The 17,457-nt window shown below is 52.3% G+C and carries 15 protein-coding genes and 1 pseudogene; 9 read left to right on the top strand and 7 right to left on the bottom strand.

The features are described from left to right. Positions 1-123 precede the first annotated feature (123 nt). Both hemF and MON37_RS04360 read left to right on the top strand, forming a co-directional pair. Complete coding sequence (gene hemF, locus MON37_RS04365) at positions 124-1,029, top strand: oxygen-dependent coproporphyrinogen oxidase (protein WP_039404702.1); 906 nt, start codon at positions 124-126, stop codon at positions 1,027-1,029. Beyond that, a complete protein-coding gene (locus MON37_RS04360; RefSeq protein WP_003760121.1) occupies positions 1,029-1,193 on the top strand; it encodes a hypothetical protein in 165 nt (54 codons plus the stop codon). Before hemF ends, MON37_RS04360 begins: the two co-directional genes overlap by 1 nt. Positions 1,194-1,261: 68 nt before the next feature. Here MON37_RS04360 and tpx read toward each other — a convergent pair whose 3' ends face one another. Beyond that, on the bottom strand, positions 1,262-1,756 hold the full coding sequence (tpx, locus tag MON37_RS04355; RefSeq protein WP_039404698.1) for a thiol peroxidase: 495 nt from the start codon (positions 1,754-1,756) through the stop codon (positions 1,262-1,264). 152 nt (positions 1,757-1,908) lie between these two features. Further along, entirely contained in the window at positions 1,909-2,283 is a 375-nt protein-coding gene (locus MON37_RS04350; RefSeq protein ID WP_003778154.1) for an Mth938-like domain-containing protein, read from the bottom strand. 242 nt (positions 2,284-2,525) lie between these two features. On the opposite strand from MON37_RS04350, the gene MON37_RS04345 reads away from it, so the two are divergent. The 4 genes from MON37_RS04345 (at position 2,526) to MON37_RS04330 (ending at position 6,745) form a co-directional block, all read left to right on the top strand. Continuing rightward, complete coding sequence (locus MON37_RS04345) at positions 2,526-3,833, top strand: homoserine dehydrogenase (RefSeq protein ID WP_039404694.1); 1,308 nt, start codon at positions 2,526-2,528, stop codon at positions 3,831-3,833. Then, positions 3,826-4,260, top strand: a complete 435-nt coding sequence (locus MON37_RS04340) for a hypothetical protein (RefSeq protein WP_039404691.1) — start codon at positions 3,826-3,828, stop codon at positions 4,258-4,260. The genes MON37_RS04345 and MON37_RS04340 overlap by 8 nt, the downstream gene beginning before the upstream one ends. Positions 4,261-4,404: 144 nt before the next feature. Then, a complete protein-coding gene (ypfJ, locus tag MON37_RS04335; RefSeq protein WP_039404688.1) occupies positions 4,405-5,241 on the top strand; it encodes a KPN_02809 family neutral zinc metallopeptidase in 837 nt (278 codons plus the stop codon). Positions 5,242-5,362: 121 nt separating this feature from the next. Next, the gene (locus tag MON37_RS04330) at positions 5,363-6,745 is read left to right on the top strand and encodes a phosphomannomutase/phosphoglucomutase (RefSeq protein WP_039404684.1); all 1,383 of its coding nucleotides are present in this window, start codon (positions 5,363-5,365) and stop codon (positions 6,743-6,745) included. Between the two features lie 152 nt (positions 6,746-6,897). Here the strand turns inward: MON37_RS04330 and MON37_RS04325 are convergent, their stop codons facing one another. Further along, positions 6,898-7,326 (bottom strand): hypothetical protein, encoded by a 429-nt coding sequence (locus MON37_RS04325; RefSeq protein WP_039404682.1) that lies wholly within the window; start codon positions 7,324-7,326, stop codon positions 6,898-6,900. 315 nt (positions 7,327-7,641) lie between these two features. Here MON37_RS04325 and MON37_RS04320 point away from each other — a divergent pair, with 315 nt between their 5' ends. Continuing rightward, positions 7,642-9,417 (top strand): assimilatory sulfite reductase (NADPH) flavoprotein subunit, encoded by a 1,776-nt coding sequence (locus tag MON37_RS04320; protein WP_039404678.1) that lies wholly within the window; start codon positions 7,642-7,644, stop codon positions 9,415-9,417. A 57-nt stretch (positions 9,418-9,474) separates the two neighbouring features. Here the strand turns inward: MON37_RS04320 and MON37_RS04315 are convergent, their stop codons facing one another. Then, positions 9,475-10,152: an energy-coupling factor ABC transporter permease gene (locus tag MON37_RS04315; protein WP_039404675.1), complete on the bottom strand. Its 678-nt coding sequence runs from the start codon at positions 10,150-10,152 to the stop codon at positions 9,475-9,477. Positions 10,153-10,300: 148 nt separating this feature from the next. Between MON37_RS04315 and MON37_RS04310 the strand changes: the two genes are divergently transcribed. Continuing rightward, positions 10,301-13,441: a DNA translocase FtsK gene (locus MON37_RS04310; RefSeq protein WP_039404672.1), complete on the top strand. Its 3,141-nt coding sequence runs from the start codon at positions 10,301-10,303 to the stop codon at positions 13,439-13,441. A gap of 139 nt (positions 13,442-13,580) precedes the next feature. Here the strand turns inward: MON37_RS04310 and MON37_RS12435 are convergent. Beyond that, a pseudogene (locus MON37_RS12435) lies at positions 13,581-13,688 on the bottom strand (IS5/IS1182 family transposase); the annotation flags it as partial. 55 nt (positions 13,689-13,743) lie between these two features. Here MON37_RS12435 and greA point away from each other — a divergent pair. Then, on the top strand, positions 13,744-14,220 hold the full coding sequence (gene greA, locus MON37_RS04305) for a transcription elongation factor GreA (RefSeq protein WP_003742680.1): 477 nt from the start codon (positions 13,744-13,746) through the stop codon (positions 14,218-14,220). A gap of 23 nt (positions 14,221-14,243) precedes the next feature. Here greA and MON37_RS04300 read toward each other — a convergent pair whose 3' ends face one another. Beyond that, the gene (locus MON37_RS04300; protein ID WP_039404667.1) at positions 14,244-15,050 is read right to left on the bottom strand and encodes an IS481 family transposase; all 807 of its coding nucleotides are present in this window, start codon (positions 15,048-15,050) and stop codon (positions 14,244-14,246) included. A gap of 284 nt (positions 15,051-15,334) precedes the next feature. After that, a complete protein-coding gene (gene pnp / locus MON37_RS04295; RefSeq protein ID WP_003757358.1) occupies positions 15,335-17,455 on the bottom strand; it encodes a polyribonucleotide nucleotidyltransferase in 2,121 nt (706 codons plus the stop codon). Positions 17,456-17,457: the final 2 nt, after the last annotated feature.

The raw sequence follows: 17,457 nt of genomic DNA, 5'->3' as shown, positions 1-17,457 counted from the left end.
GTCTGAAAATCCTGAAAAAGGGTTTTCAGACGACCTTAATTTCTCATTTCAGACTACAATACCGAATTAAATTCTCTCATCAACCCGACGAACTCTGTCTCATCATAAAAGCAAGGAATACCCATGCACACCGAAGCCGTTTTAACCGTATTGAAAAACCTGCAAAACCAAATCTGCGCCGCACTTGAGCAAGAAGACGGCGGGGCGGTGTTTGCGCGTGAAGAATGGACGGGCAAATTGGGCGTAGGCGAAACCCGCGTGTTGAAAAACGGCGCGGTATTCGAGCAGGCGGGCGTGAACTTTTCGCACGTGAAAGGCGACAAAATGCCCGCTTCGGCGACGGCGCACCGCCCTGAACTGGCGGGCGCGGCGTTTGAAGCGATGGGTGTGTCGCTGGTGATTCATCCGAAAAATCCGTATGTGCCGACCAGCCATGCGAACGTGCGCTTTTTTATCGCGTATCCGGAAGGCGGCGAGCCTGTGTGGTGGTTCGGCGGCGGCTTTGATTTGACGCCGTTTTATCCGTTTGAAGAAGATATTTTGCATTGGCACACGGTGGCGCGGGACGTGTGCGCGCCGTTTGGGGAAGCGGTTTATCCCGAGTTCAAAAAATGGTGCGACGAGTATTTTTACCTGAAACACCGCGGCGAAACGCGCGGCGTGGGCGGTTTGTTTTTCGACGATTTGAACCGCTGGAATTTCGACACCTGCCTGAATTTCATCAAGGCGGTCGGCGAAGGCTACATCGAAGCGTATTTGCCGATTGTGGCGAAACGCAAAAACACGCCATACGGCGAACGCGAGCGTGATTTCCAGCTTTACCGGCGCGGGCGTTATGTGGAATTTAATTTAGTTTGGGACAGGGGTACGCTGTTCGGCCTGCAAAGCGGCGGACGTACGGAAAGCATTTTGATGTCCATGCCGCCTTTGGTGCGCTTCGAGTATCGATACGCGCCCAAAGAAGGTTCGCCCGAAGCGCGGCTGAACGAGTTTCTCACCGCCCGCGACTGGCTCTCGGAGATGCAATAATGGCGGATAAACGCAAGCCCGACGCCCATCCTTCGGACAAATTCATCCTTGCCATGATTGTCATGGCGGTGTTCCTGGTAATCATCATCGGCGGCGGATTTATCGCCGTAGAATATTTTAAGGCGCATCCCGAAGTGTTTGAATTGAAGCCGCCTGCGAAATAGTTTAGGAAGAAAGACAAAAGGTCGTCTGAAACTTTTCAGACGACCTTTTTCAGCTTTAAAACCCTTGTTTACAAAACAGCCAAAGCCGCGTCGTAATCAGGCTCGTTGGCAATTTCGGCAACCAGTTCGCTGTGCAGGACTTTGTCGTTTTCGTCCAAAACCACAACGGCACGCGCAGTCAGTCCGCGCAACGGGCTATCGGTCAGGGCGACGCCGTAATCGGCGGCAAAGCTGCTGCGGAACGTAGACAGGTTGATAACATTGTCCAAACCTTCCGCGCCGCAGAAACGTGCTTGGGCAAACGGCAGGTCGGCTGAAATGCACAGAACGACCGCGTTATCCAAAGAAGACGCGCGTTGGTTAAACGTACGCACGGATTGGGCGCATACGCCGGTATCGACGCTTGGGAAAATGTTCAACACTTTGCGTTTGCCCGCAAAATCCGCCAAAGTTTTGTCGGATAGATCGCCAGCGGTCAGGCTGAATGCAGGCGCGGTTTGACCGACGGCTGGCAGGTCGCCGGAAGTGTGGACAGGGTTGTCGTGGAAGGTAATTTGAGCCATAAGAGTTTCCTTTTTTAGGTTGACGAAAAATATTGACGAGGATAGAAGGTTTTTATCTATTTGCCAAGTGATACATAATTAAGGGCAATATGCTCAAATCAGGTCGTCTGAAAAATTTCAGACGACCTGTTTTATATGCGCCTTATGCCCGCTCACACCCACAGCCAAGCCCAAACGCTGCGTCCTTCACCTTGCAGCAACACCAGCGTTCGGCAGGCGGAGGCTGTGTTCATACATTCCAACCCGATGCCGTGTGCGGCAAGTTCGGCGGCGATTTTCGGATGGAGGAACTGCTGCTTCTCCCCCGTGCCGATAATGATGACTTCGGGCAAGCCGTCCGAATCGGAGGTCGTCTGAAACAGGTCGGCGGCAGTCAGTTCAGACGGCGTTTGCACGTTCATTGCTTCAATTTTGCCGTTGCGCCAGATGATGGGCGCGGTGTAGGTTTTGCCGCCCGCTTCGATTGCGCCCGCCCGATAAGCGGTCAGGCTTAGGGTTTCATCGGTTTTGTTTTCTTCAATCAGCATTTTTCTTCCGTTTCTTTCTCGGCTTGATATATCAATTTCAAACAGGCTTGCCGCCCTTTCGCCGCGTTCCGTAAAAAAGGTGCAAAATCAGGCAATTTCAGGTAGGATGGGCGACTTTAGCCTGCGCCTTCCGCCCTTGCAAAATCAGCATTATATCAATCTGCGGCGGCGGTGCGTTTCGGGCTTTCTGAATTTCTGTTTTTACTTTTTGATTTAAGAGAATCGGCTCACAAGGAGGCACAATGAAGCCAGTAAACATCGGTCTTTTAGGTTTAGGTACGGTCGGCGGCGGTACGGCTGCCGTGTTGCAGGACAATGCGGCGGAAATCAGCCGTCGTTTGGGACGCGAAGTGCGCATCAGTGCCGTATGCGACTTGAGCGAAGAAAAAGCCCGCCAAACCTGTCCGTCCGCAGCCTTTGTCAAAGACCCGTTCGAACTGGTCGCGCGTGAAGACGTCGATGTCGTCGTCGAATTGTTCGGCGGTACCGGCATCGCCAAAGATGCGGTATTGAAAGCCATTGAAAACGGCAAACACATCGTTACCGCCAACAAAAAACTGCTCGCCGAATACGGCAACGAAATCTTCCCGCTGGCGGAAGAAAAAAACGTCATGGTGCAATTTGAAGCGGCAGTAGCGGGCGGCATCCCGATTATCAAAGCCCTGCGCGAAGGCCTCGCCGCCAACCGCATCCGCAGCATCGCCGGCATCATCAACGGCACCAGCAACTTCATCCTCTCCGAAATGCGCGAAAAAGGCAGCGCGTTTGCCGACGTATTGAAAGAAGCGCAAGCATTGGGCTACGCCGAAGCCGATCCGACCTTCGACATCGAAGGCAACGACGCGGGCCACAAAATCACCATCATGAGCGCGCTGGCATTTGGCACGCCGATGAACTTCCCCGCCTGCTACCTCGAAGGCATCAGCAAACTCGACAGCCGCGACATCAAATACGCCGAAGAACTCGGCTACCGCATCAAACTTCTGGGCATCACCCGCAAAACCGACAAAGGCATCGAATTGCGCGTCCATCCGACCCTGATTCCCGAAAGCCGCCTCTTGGCAAACGTCAACGGCGTGATGAACGCCGTGCGCGTCAACGCCGATATGGTCGGCGAAACCTTATATTACGGCGCGGGCGCGGGCGCACTGCCGACCGCTTCCGCCGTGGTCGCCGACATCATCGACATCGCCCGCCTGATTGACGCCGATACCGGCCACCGCGTGCCGCACCTAGCGTTCCAGCCCGCCCAAGTCCAAGCGCAGACCATCCTGCCTATGGACGAAATCACCAGCAGCTACTACCTGCGCGTCCAAGCCAAAGACGAACCGGGTACGCTGGGGCAAATCGCCGCGCTTTTGGCAAAAGAAAACGTGTCTATCGAAGCCTTAATCCAAAAAGGCGTCATCGACCAAACCACCGCCGAAATCGTGATTCTGACCCACAGCACGGTCGAGAAAAACATCAAGCGCGCCATCGAAGCCATCGAAGCATTAAGCTGCGTGGAAAAACCAATCACCATGATCCGCATGGAAAGCCTGCATGACTGAACCGAAAAACGAAATGTCCGCCGAAGAGCAAGCCGCGGCGCGTAAAAAGGCAAAAGCCAAAATCCGCACCATCCGCATTTGGGCGTGGGTCATTTTGGCGCTGCTCGCCGCCACCGCCCTGCTCTCCCAATGCGCCATGTCCAAACCGCAGGCAAAGCAGAACATCTTTGAGTCTTGCGTAAAAAACATCCCCTTTGCCGAAAAATGGCAAAACGATTTGAAAGAAAGGGGCTTGGATTCAAACAACAGCAAACTCGCCACCGATTACTGCACCTGTATGTGGGACAAGCCTTTGGACAAACTCTCCGAAGATCAAATCCGTTCATTGGGCAAACTCAGCCCGCAAGAGCAGCTCGACCTGCTCGGCGGCGCGCAAGCGTTTGAAGAGCGCGACAAGCAGTGTGTGGCAGGTTTGAAGGCGGAATAATCCGGTTTTAACATAGCAAAAAGGTCGTCTGAAAAAACTCCGTTTGGTGTTTTCAGACGACCTTTTCTCAATATAGGCAGGCATCACGCCGCCCCTTCACGGTATAATCCGCCTCATATCACTTCACAACAAGGAACACACAAGATGGATTGGAAAGGACGCGAACAGAGTCAAAACGTAGAAGACCGACGCGGCAGCAGCGGCGGAGGCGGCGGTAGAACGCCCGGCATCCTCGGCATCATCGTCGTTTTGATTGGCGCTTATTACGGCGTCGATTTGAGCGGCTTGGTCGGCACGCCTTCCATGGGTACGGGTTCAACCCAAACCTCCCAGCTCAAACCTCAAGAAGAAGCCGAACTGAACGAACTTGCCCGCGTCGTCCTCGCCGACACTGAAAAAGCTTGGGGCAGCTATTTCAAACAAATCGGACGGACCTACACCCCGACCACGCTGGTGTTATACAACGGCGGTACATCCACCGCCTGCGGCATGGGTCAATCGGCAATGGGGCCGTTTTACTGCCCGGGCGACAAAAAAGTCTATCTCGACTTAGACTTTTATAGGGATATGCAGACCAAACTCAACTCTGCCAGCGATGCCGCGTTTGCCTACGTCATCGCACACGAAGTCGGACACCACGTCCAAAACCTGCTCGGTATCCTGCCTAAAGTCCACAGAATGCAGCAGCAGGTCGACAAAAAAGAAGCCAATGCCCTTTCCGTCAAACTCGAATTGCAGGCGGACTGCTACGCGGGTATTTGGGGGCATTACGCCGTCAACAACAATATCTTCAAAGCCGAAGACATCACCAAAGCCATGCTGGCTGCCGAATCCGTCGGCGACGACCGCCTGCAGAAAGACGGGCAGGGCTACGTCGTTCCCGACAGCTTTACACACGGCTCGTCCGAACAGCGCATGGCATGGCTCAAACGCGGTTTGGACAGCGGCGACATCAATCAATGCAACACATTCGGCAATTGATTGAAACCGCAGTAAATGGTTATTTGATATAACCCCCAAAGGTCGTCTGAAAGCCTTCAGACGACCTTTGCCTATGTTAGAATAAGCCCGTTTTCCATTCACAATCACAAAGGAAACCATCATGGCAAACATTGCCCGCGACATTTTCAAAGCCTACGACATCCGGGGCATTGTCGGCAAAACCCTGACCAACGAAGCCGCCTACCTCATCGGCAAAGCCATCGCCACCCGAGCCGCCGAAAAAGGCATTACCCGCATCGCACTCGGACGCGACGGACGCTTGAGCGGTTCCGAACTGATGGAACACATCCAGCGCGGCTTTACCGACAGCGGCATCGACGTCCTCAATGTCGGCATGGTCGCTACCCCCATGCTTTATTTCGCCGCCATCAACGAATGCGGCGGCAGCGGCGTGATGATTACCGGCAGCCACAACCCGCCCGATTACAACGGCTTCAAAATGATGCTCGGCGGCGACACCCTCGCAGGCGAAGCCATCCAAGAACTGCTCGCCCTGATCGAAGCCGACAAACTGACCGCTTCCGACAAAAAAGGCAGCGTAACCGAAAAAGACATCTCCGGCGAATACCACAACCACATCGTCGGCCACGTCAAACTCAAACGCCCCATGAAAATCGCCATCGACGCGGGCAACGGCGTAGGCGGCGCATTCGCAGGCAAGCTCTACAAAGGTTTGGGCAACGAAGTGACCGAACTTTTCTGCGAAGTGGACGGCAATTTCCCCAACCACCATCCCGACCCTTCCAAACCGAAAAACCTGCAAGATTTGATTGCCGCGCTGAAAAACAGCGATGCCGAAATCGGCTTGGCTTTTGACGGCGATGCCGACCGCTTGGGCGTCGTGACCAAAGACGGCAACATCATCTATCCCGACCGCCAACTCATGCTGTTCGCCCAAGACGTTTTGAGCCGCAATCCCGGCGCGAAAGTCATCTTCGACGTCAAATCTACCCGCCTGCTCGCACCGTGGATTAAAGAACACGGCGGCGAAGCCGTCATGGAGAAAACCGGCCACAGCTTCATCAAGTCCACCATGAAAAAAACCGGCGCGCTGGTTGCCGGCGAAATGAGCGGACACATCTTCTTCAAAGAATGCTGGTTCGGCTTCGACGACGGCATGTACGCCGGCGCGCGCCTCTTGGAAATCCTGTCTGCCTTCGACAATCCGTCCGAAGTCCTGAACAGCCTGCCGCAAAGCATTTCCACACCCGAACTCAACATCGACCTGCCCGAAGGCAGCAACGGCCATCAGGTTATCGACGAACTCGCCGCCAAAGCCAAATTCGAAGGCGCGACCGAAATCATCACCATCGACGGCCTGCGCGTAGAATTCCCCGACGGCTTCGGTCTGATGCGCGCCTCCAATACCACGCCGATTTTGGTGTTGCGCTTCGAGGCAGATTCCGACGAAGCCATCGAACGGATTCAAAACCAGTTCAAAGCCGTCATAGAAAGCAATCCCGCGCTGAAATGGCCGCTGTAAACGGTTAACGCTTTAAAGCTCAAAAGGTCGTCTGAAAACACGAGTGCAGATACTGCCAAACTGTTTTCAGACGACCTTTTGCTGTTTTCTGAATTTAATATCCCTTCCCCTAGAGACGAATTCAATTTCATGTCAGTCATGACTGGCGCTTATTACAATCGCAACTCTTCAAAATGGTTACTTACCGTAACATTTGAAACAGTAGGAAAATCCATCAGTTTTGGGTTGATTATGTAATTTGTCAAACTATCAGAAGGATTCAAATGGTAAATAGTCGTCAAAACATTAACAAAAAACCTTTCCCCTTTTACCATTATTTTTTCATCGACATCCGTTATAAAATAAATTTCCCTATCTTTCAGATATATGATTTGATTTCTCTTCAAATCTACCGTCCATTCCTCAATCGATTTATTCATGAGTGCATTTTGAATATACAGTTCAAACTGATGGCCATAAGAAAAATCTATTCCTACTTTAATAAATAAATCATCTCCAAAAAATTTGGATTCAAAATCAGCCCATAGCTCATCTTGAAATTTTTTATTTACTTCTTTTATGAAATCATTAAATTCAATCATCTGATTACCTCTGACGGCAGCTTTATATAAGCTGCTTGATTAGTTGTCCGATGGACATCTGCGCTTTTGCTGCCCCTTAAAAATCTCAAAAGATTATAGTCGGGTCGTCTGAAAACCGATATCAACCCTCTCCCCCTCTCTCAATCCAGAATATAACGAAATCGCATTAAATTAAAACCAAGCATTCTTTCCGTTTTTCAGACGACCTGTTTACAGTATCGCCACTGTTTTCAGAAAAATCACCATTCAACCAAACAATTAAAGCCGCGCAGGCAACGATCTGCCTCAAGCAGCCGTCCGCACAAAGGAACCGACATGACCCCAGCCAACCCGCTTCCCACCGAACTTTCCGCACAACTCGCCGCCCTCTCGCCTACACAGCTCGCTTGGCTTTCCGGCTACTGCTGGGCGCAAAGTCAAGGGGCGGCGGGCGGTTTGGAGGTTTCCGCAGCTCCCGCCGTTGCAGCCCCCGCGCGACGCGTGTTGGTCTTATCTGCCTCGCAAACGGGCAATGCGCGCGGCGTTGCCGAATCTTTACACGCCAAACTCAAAAACGCCGGCGTCGAAGCCGTATTGAGCAGCGCGGGGGACTTCAAAAGCAAAACCCTGCCCGATGAAGACATCGTACTGTTGGTAACATCCACACAAGGCGAGGGTGAACCGCCCGAAGAAGTCCTGCCGCTGTATAAATTCGTCTTCGGCAAAAAAGCCCCCGATTTGGGCAAACTCACTTTTGCCGTTTTAGGTTTGGGCGATTCTTCCTATCCCAATTTCTGCCAAGCGGGCAAAGACTTTGACGCCAAATTTGCCGAACTGGGCGCACGTCGTCTGAACGACTTGGGCATCTGCGATTTAGAGTTCCAAAGCGCCGCCGACGCGTGGATAGAAGCCGTCGTCCCACAAGTTGCCGAGCTTGCCGTGCAAACCGCCGCAGCATCCGTTGCAACACCTGCTGCCCTTCAAGCTGCAGGTACTGTCTATACCAAAGACAAACCCTATACCGCCACCCTGTCCGTCCGCCAAAAAATCACGTCCCGCTCCGCCGAAAAAGACGTGGAGCACATCGAAATCGACCTGTCCGGTTCCGGACTGCACTATCAGGCAGGCGACGCATTGGGCGTACTCCCGCTCAACGCTCCCGCTTTGGTTCAAGAAATCCTTGATTTGCACCAATTAAGCGGGGAAGAAAAAATCCGCCTTTCAGACGACCTCGAAACCGACATCCGCACCGCCCTGACCGAGTCCGCCGACATCACGCAAAACACGCCGGCACTCGTGCAGCAATACGCCGAATTGTCCGGTAGCGAAGAACTCAAAACCACAGCCGCCGACAAAACCCGATTGGACGCCTACCTCGCCGCTACCCCGCCCGTCGGCGTCTTCGCCGCCTACCCCCATCCGCTGGACGCGCAAACCTTGTTCCAACTGTTCCGCCCCCAAACCCCGCGCCTTTACTCCATCGCCTCCGCGCAAGACGAAGTCGGCGAAGAAGTTCACCTGACAGTCGGCGTCGTCCGCTTCGAACACCACGGCAACACCTACACCGGCGCAGCCTCAGGCTATCTGGGCGAACGCCTTGAAGAAGGCGGAGAAGTACGCGTCTTCGTCGAACCCAACCCCAATTTCCGCCTGCCCGCCGACGGCGACACCCCCATCATCATGATAGGCGCAGGCACAGGCATCGCCCCCTTCCGCGCCTTCATGCAGCAACGCGCCGCCAACGGCGACAATGGCAAAAACTGGCTCATCTTCGGCAACCAACGCCTCGCCGACGACTTCCTCTACCAGCTTGAATGGAGCGATTACCGCAAAGACAGCATACTCACCCGCGCCGACTTGGCATGGAGCAGACAAGGCGAACACAAAGTCTATGTCCAACACAAAATCGCCGAACACGCCACCGAAGTTTGGAACTGGCTGCAACAAGGCGCACACCTCTACGTCTGCGGCGACGCCACCCGCATGGCACGCGACGTAGAAACCGCCCTGATCGACGTCATCGAAACCCAAGGCAAACTCAGCCGCGACGATGCCGAAGACTATCTCAACGAAATGCGCGAAGACAAACGCTACCAACGCGACGTTTATTGATACCGCCCCAAACGAAAGGTCGTCTGAAAAGCCCAAATCGGGTTTTCAGACGACTTTTTACCAAATCTTATTCGACGGTTTCAGGTAGCGTCCGTCATCAAACGTATTAATCCACTGCGGCCTTAACGCAATAAAAATAGCAGCGGTAATACCGCTTAAAAACGCTTCCGCCCATGCAATGAGGAAAAACACGGGAAATGCCGTACTCCACAATGCCGTTTCAGGAAAAGCCCGCACCCTGTCCAATATGCCGACCAAAACACCCCCGGTCAGCAGCATACCCGCTGCGGATGCTAAAAAACCATTGACAAAAATGAAGATAAAAATATTGGCGGGAAGCCGGTTGACCCAGGCGCGCGACAGCAAATTGACTGCCAGCGCAGGCAGAAACAATGCAAGCGCATTGACCGGATAAGCCTGCCAATCTGAGCCAAATATCCAAACATAGGGCAAATACAGCAACGCACAGACCCAAAATGCCAGCGGGACACCGAGCATCAAGGCAATCAGGTTGACCGCCAAAAGATGGTAACTCATCCCCGCAAGCTGCCCGCCGTCAGGGGTGGCATTCAAGCTCCAGACCGACGCCAAAATAATCCCTGCCAATGCGGCAGCCGAGCCATGTTTTCGAAAATCACGATAAGCCTTCGGTGCGGATAATGCCAACAATAAAACCAACACGCACCACGCAGCGGCCAAAATCAAACCCGAAAACCATCCCGTTTGGAAAAGCATATATCCTCAATGTTTAAAAAGCGTTTCAGACGACCTGATTATAGTGGATTCGCACAACCGAAAGGAAACAAAGCCTTGTCGGTTTTGTTTCATCCTGAAAAGCGTTAGAATAACGGACTTTGCTTTTTTGACTCGGGAAAATTTCAATATGTTGTGGAGCGTGCTGATTATTATTTTATTGCTTGCCATCGGCATCGTGTTTTTACTGCACAAAAAACAAGAACAAGATTGGGAACGCGAGCTGGTCCGTCTGAAACGCGGCAGGGATTTTGACGAAAATCCGGACGCAGCGTACGAACTTACGGAAGAAGCAAAAACCGCAGGCAACAAAACCATCGCCCGCCTGCGTCTTTTGGCTGCGCAACACGACTACAAGAAACGTACGCAAACGCTTTCAGACGACTCCTCTTTCTCTCCAAGCTCGCTGGCGGAGGCTATGGGCGCATTCCAAGTTTCCCCTTCCGTACAAGAAGATGCGGCAGATTCATCGCCCGCATACGAAACGTCGTCTGAAACCGATTTCGAGCCGGAATACCTCCACGAGCCTGAATTTCCCCAAACACCCGACACCCCCCTCCCTAAAGTCCGTCCAAATGCCCACAAACCTGAGCAATATCCGGAAATCGTACCGTTCGAAACGTCCGATACGCCGGAATATACGCCCGGCTTGGTAACAGGCGGTGCCTTCGAAGAGATTACTTTGGAAGAAGCCACCCGCTCGCTGACTGAAGCTGCCGTCCAAGAATGGGAAGAGCATCAAACCGCTAAACAAAACCCCGTTGCCATCACCGATGAAAGCGAACCGGAAATCCGTTTGGTACGGACATCGGTTACACCGATGAAAGGTTTGGAAGTCATTGATTTCAACGACCCTGTCTTACGCCGTACGCGCGAACGCGTCAAATCTTATGTGGATCGCATCCATCTGGAAAAAGCCGGCCGTCCCCATATCGAAACGGCACAAACCGCTTTGCGTACTGCCGAACGTGAATCCATCCCCTCTACGGCCAACTATTACGGTCAAAAAGACGAAATCAACGTCATCGACATCCAAAACAATCTCGCCATGCGCCGTGCCGCTCGCGACAAACTTGCCGCAGCCGTTGCTCCTGTGCGCGGATACCAGCCTCAAATTATTGAAGATGAGGATATTTTTGCCAATCTGAAACTGCCCGCAAACCGCCGCCGCACGCTCAAGCACTCCGAAGCTGCCGCAGAAAAAATAACCCGTCGCCAACTGTCTCAACAAGAAGCAGAAAGTGTTGAACAATCAACGGCGAAACCCACCTCATCCTTTACAGCAAGAAGCCAAGCTCCTGTTCTCAGCCGAAAAGCGGCGGTTCCCGCCAAACTGTCCCGCGCCGTTCGTGAAAACACTTTCATCTCCCGGCCGCCCGCTCCTGACGCAACCGTCATCGAACCGCCTCCCGTACCGCCCGTACCGGCACCTGCGGTCGATATTCCGAAACCGCCCAAATTCGATTTACCCGAAAACAAAATCGACATTCCCGAACCACCCGTGTTCCGTAATCATCCGTCCGTTTCCGTATTTGAGTCGGAAGTTAACGCACACATCAGCAACAATCCGGAAATCTCTATACATGATTACCTGATTCGCGAATCGGCAAGCGACACAATTAAGGACGTTGATTCCGAAACAGACAACGATACCGCGGATGTATTCGGACGCGACCTGCCACACGAGCAAACGTCGTCTGAAAACATTGAAACCAATGAAACACCATGGTTTGACGGCGACGATGATTGGGACGCGGCTTCAGACGACCTCACCGCCCCGCAGACGAACAGCATCCATCTGCCGACTACCGCCCTGCTCCTTCCGCCCCAATTCGACCCGGCTGCCACACAGACCGAAGAAGAATTGTTAAACAACAGCATCACCATCGAAGAAAAGCTGGCGGAATTTAAGGTCAAAGTCAAAGTCGTGGACTCTTATTCCGGTCCGGTGATTACACGTTACGAAATCGAACCTGATGTCGGCGTGCGCGGCAATTCGGTCATAAACCTTGAAAAAGACCTCGCCCGTTCGCTCGGTGTTGCCTCTATCCGCGTTGTCGAAACCATTCCCGGCAAAACCTGCATGGGCTTGGAGTTGCCGAACCCGAAACGGCAAATGATACGCCTGAGCGAAATCTTCAATTCACCCGCGTTTGCCGAATCCAAATCCAAGCTGACGCTCGCGCTCGGTCAGGACATTACCGGTCAGCCCGTCGTTACCGACTTGGGCAAAGCGCCGCATTTGCTGGTTGCCGGTACGACCGGCTCGGGTAAATCGGTCGGCGTTAATGCCATGATTTTATCTATGCTCTTCAAAGCGACGCCTGAAGACGTGCGCATGATTATGATTGACCCGAAAATGCTGGAATTGAGCATTTACGAAGGCATTCCGCACCTGCTCGCGCCTGTCGTTACCGATATGAAGCTGGCGGCCAATGCGCTCAACTGGTGCGTCAACGAAATGGAAAAACGCTATCGTCTGATGAGCCATGTAGGCGTGCGCAACCTTGCGGGCTTCAATCAAAAAATCATGGAAGCTGCCGCACAAGGCATGAAAATTGCCAACCCGTTCAGCCTGACGCCTGATGATCCCGAACCTTTGGAAAAACTGCCGTTTATCGTAGTCGTGGTTGACGAGTTTGCCGATTTGATGATGACCGCAGGCAAGAAAATCGAAGAACTGATTGCCCGCCTTGCCCAAAAAGCCCGCGCAGCAGGCATCCATTTGATTCTTGCCACACAACGCCCCAGCGTCGATGTCATCACAGGTCTGATTAAAGCCAACATCCCGACACGCATCGCCTTCCAAGTATCCAGCAAAATCGACAGCCGTACGATTCTCGACCAAATGGGCGCGGAAAACCTGCTCGGACAAGGCGATATGCTGTTCCTGCCGCCTGGTACAGGTTATCCGCAACGCGTCCACGGCGCATTCGCTTCAGACGACGAAGTACACCGCGTAGTCGAATATTTGAAACAATTCGGCGAACCCGATTACATCGACGATATTCTGATGAGCGGCACAACCGACGATCTGCCGGGTATCAGCCGCAGCAGCGACAGCGAAGTTGATCCGATGTATGACGATGCCGTCTCCGTTGTTCTGAAAACACGCAAAGCCAGTATCTCAGGCATCCAGCGTCAATTACGCATCGGCTACAACCGCGCCGCCCGCCTGATTGACCAAATGGAAGCAGACGGCATCGTTTCGCCTGCCGAAACCAACGGCAACCGTACTGTTTTGGCGCAAAGCAGCGAACATTTGGACTAAAGCCACACCAGAGCAGGGAAAAAGCCGATTGCCGTTGCAGTTTCCCCTGATTTTGGTACAATACCGCCATTCATTCTTACACAGACAAGCCGCCGAGATTTAGGCGGCTTGTATTTTTATTTTCATTTTGCGGATTTTATAGTGGATTAAGTTTAAACCAGTACTGCGTTACCTCGCCTTGCCGTACTATCTGTACTGTCTACGGCTTCGTCGCCTTGTCCTGATTTAAACTTAATCCACTATGTTTCCCGCGTATTTACTAGGCAAAAGCAGTCCAAACGCTTTTGCGGAGATAACAAACCATGCAAAAAATTCCATTGACCGTACGCGGCGCAGAATTGCTCAAACAAGAATTGCAACGCCTCAAAAGCGTCGCCCGTCCAGAAATCATCGAAGCCATCGCCGAAGCCCGTTCGCACGGCGATTTGTCCGAAAACGCTGAATATGAAGCTGCCAAAGAAAAACAAGGCTTCATCGAAGGTCGTATTTCCGAGTTGGAACACAAATTGTCCATGGCGCACATCATCAATCCCGCTGAAATCCACGCAGAAGGCAAAATCGTCTTCGGCACGACCGTAACGCTGGAAGATTTGGAAACCGAAGAACACGTTACCTATCAAATCGTCGGCGAAGACGAAGCAGACATCAAAGAAGGCAAAATCTACGTCGGCTCCCCCATTGCCCGCGCCCTAATCGGCAAAGAGGAAGGCGATGTCGCTGAAGTACAAGCCCCTGGTGGTGTACGCGAATACGACATTATTTCGGTTCAATATATCTGATTTGTAGGAAAACGTTGCGTTGTTTATACCACAGGTTGAGAAAAATAAGCCTGCAAGACCTCAAACGGCGTATCGCCGTTCAAACTGCGGTGCGGCTTCACAGTGTTATAGAAATTAACAAAGCGGCACAACTCCTTTCGCCGGTGTTCCGGACTGTCAAACAACTGTTTCTCATGCCACATCTCCATCAGGGTGCGGATAACCCGTTCCGCCTTACCGTTGGTCTGCGGACGGGCAACCCGGGTAAACTTTTGACCAATCCCGTTCTCATAACAGGCTACACCGAAAGCATGGTTAGCCGAGCCTTTATATTCCGTACCGTTGTCGGAGTAAACGCACTCAATCAGGTATGGGCAGGGATCAATCAGGTGTTCGGTCAGAAACTTGGCGGCACTGTCTGCGGTTTTGTCCGGCAAAATGGCGGCGTATAGCTCCCTTGAGAAATCGTCGATGGCGACAAACAGGTAATCCCGCTTATCGGTGGCTTTCTGCCCTTTGAGCAGCGGCAGCCGTTTGGTGTCGAGATGCACCAGCTCTCTGGGGTAGGATTTATTGTAGCGTTTGGCCTGCCTTTTGAGTTTTTCCTGAATGCCGCGTTCTACCTTGGCCAGGCGTTTCATTCCGTACTTTGCCTGTTTGAAACGGTTGTTGGTACTGGTTTGGGGTTTGAGCAGTCTGCCTCTTGCGGCTTTAAGTGCGCGGTAAATGGTGACGCGGCTGACTTGGTAGCGGCGTGCCAGGGAGGTAACGCTTTCCTTTTCCTGCGTGTAGGCCAGCCAAATGGCTTGGCGGTGGTGCGGGGTGAGACGGGTGTTTTTATGTATGTTCATGTTTCAGTATTCTCCTGGAAATACTGTAAACAACGATACTAGTTTCTACATCTACCCCGAATATTATTGATATAAAAGGTCGTCTGAAAACCAAAGAAAATGGTTTTCAGACGACCCTTTCAGCATTCTCCCTAATTGCTGCCTAAAAGGAACGATAAATCAAAGTTCCGACACAAGACAACTCAACTTCATATTCCTACCCCTACTTTTTCATCCGCATTCAGCAAAAAAGGTCGTCTGAAATTTTTCAGACGACCTTTCATCAATCAAAATCGGCTCAACGATTATTCAGGCGCTTTTTCTTCGCGCGCAGGAGCTTCGGTCAATGCTTTGATAGACAGACGCACGCGGCCGCGGTCGTCCACTTCCAATGCTTTCACATTCACAACCTGACCGACTTGCAGATAGTCGCTGACGTTGCGTACGCGCTCGTGGGCGATTTGGCTGATGTGTACCAAACCGTCTTTGCCCGGCATCACGCTGACGATGGCGCCGACGTTGTTGTCGAGGATTTTAACCACAGTACCTTCGTACACTTTGCCCACTTCCACTTCGGCAGTGATTTCTTCGATACGTTTTTTCGCAGCGTCGCCGGCTTCTTGAGTGGTTGCAGCAATAGTGATGGTGCCGTCTTCCGCGATATTGATTTCAGTACCGGTTTCAGCAGTAATCGCACGGATGGTTTCGCCGCCTTTGCCAATGACTTCACGGATTTTGTCTTGGTTGATTTTCATGGTGAACAGGCGCGGAGCGTGAGCGGACAGCTCTTGCGGACCTGCCACGGCGGCTTTCATCTGTTCCAAGATGTGCAGACGCGCGTCTTTGGCTTGCGCCAAAGCAATCTGCATGATTTCTTTGGTAATGCCTTGGATTTTGATGTCCATTTGCAGCGCAGTCACGCCTTCGGTCGTACCGGCAACTTTAAAGTCCATGTCGCCCAAGTGGTCTTCATCACCCAAAATGTCGGTCAATACGGCGAATTTGTTGTTATCCAAAATCAGACCCATCGCAATACCGGCGACGTGTGCTTTCAAAGGCACACCGGCAGACAGCAGGCTCAAGCAGCCGCCGCAGACAGAAGCCATAGAAGACGAACCGTTGGATTCAGTAATTTCAGAAACAACACGCATGGTGTAGCTGAATTCTTCAGGGGACGGCAATACAGCAACCAGTGCGCGTTTTGCCAAGCGGCCATGTCCGATTTCGCGGCGTTTCGGCGCGCCGACGCGACCTACTTCGCCGGTAGAATACGGCGGGAAGTTGTAATGCAGCATGAAGCGGTCAGTGTATTCGCCGGAGAGCGCATCAATAATTTGCTCGTCGCGTGAAGTACCCAAAGTCGCCACGGCAAGGGCTTGGGTTTCGCCACGGGTAAACAGGGCAGAACCGTGTGTACGCGGCAATACGCCGGTTTGGATGTTCAGCGGACGGACGGTGCGGGTATCGCGACCGTCGATACGCGGCTGACCTTCCAAAATTTGGGTGCGGACAACGTCAGCTTCCAAATGTTTGAAAATACCTTTAATTTCGTTGGCAGCCAGAGTATCGGTTTCTTCAGTAATCAACGCATCTTTCACTGCATTCCAAGCCTCGTCCAATTTAGCGGAACGCGCTTGTTTTTGACGGATTTTGAATGCTTCTTTAATTGCTTCACCTGCGATTTCGCGCACTTTGGCAACCAATTCTTCATTAGTTTCAGGCGCTTTCCAATCCCATACTTCAGGATTTACTTCATCGGCGAACTCGTTGATGGCGTTAATCGCTACCTGCATTTGGTCGTGGCCGTAAACTACGGCACCCAACATCACGTCTTCAGGCAGGATTTTAGCTTCGGATTCCACCATCAAAACGGCTTTGGATGTACCCGCAACCACCAAGTCCAGCTTAGATTTAGCCAATTCGGCTTTGGTCGGGTTCAATACGTACACGCCGTTTACATAACCTACGCGTGCGGCACCAATCGGACCGGCAAACGGTACGCCGCTCAACACCAGCGCAGCGGATGCGCCGAGCATGGCAGGAATATCGGAATCAATTTCAGGGTCAACGGAAACCACCATCGCAACAATTTGGATATCGTGGTAGAAACCTTCAGGGAACAGCGGGCGGATAGGACGGTCAATCAGACGGCTGGTCAGGATTTCTTTTTCGCTTTGTTTACCTTCGCGCTTAAAGAAACCTCCGGGGATTTTACCTGCGGCGTAAGTGCGCTCAAGGTAATCGACAGTCAGAGGGAAGAAGTCTTGACCTTCTTTGACTTCTTTGTTGGTGGTCACAGCGACCAAAACAACGGTATCTCCCATCGATACTTTAACAGCCGCTGCGGCTTGGCGCGCGATTTCGCCGGTTTCCAAGGTAACGGTGTGATTGCCGTATTGGAAGGTTTTAACGTGTTTATCGAACATTT

It is taken from the genome of Morococcus cerebrosus, from assembly GCF_022749515.1.
Lineage (GTDB): Bacteria > Pseudomonadota > Gammaproteobacteria > Burkholderiales > Neisseriaceae > Neisseria > Neisseria cerebrosa.
Note: the sequence above shows the minus strand (reverse complement) of the source record. Positions and strands in the feature narration are given on the sequence as shown.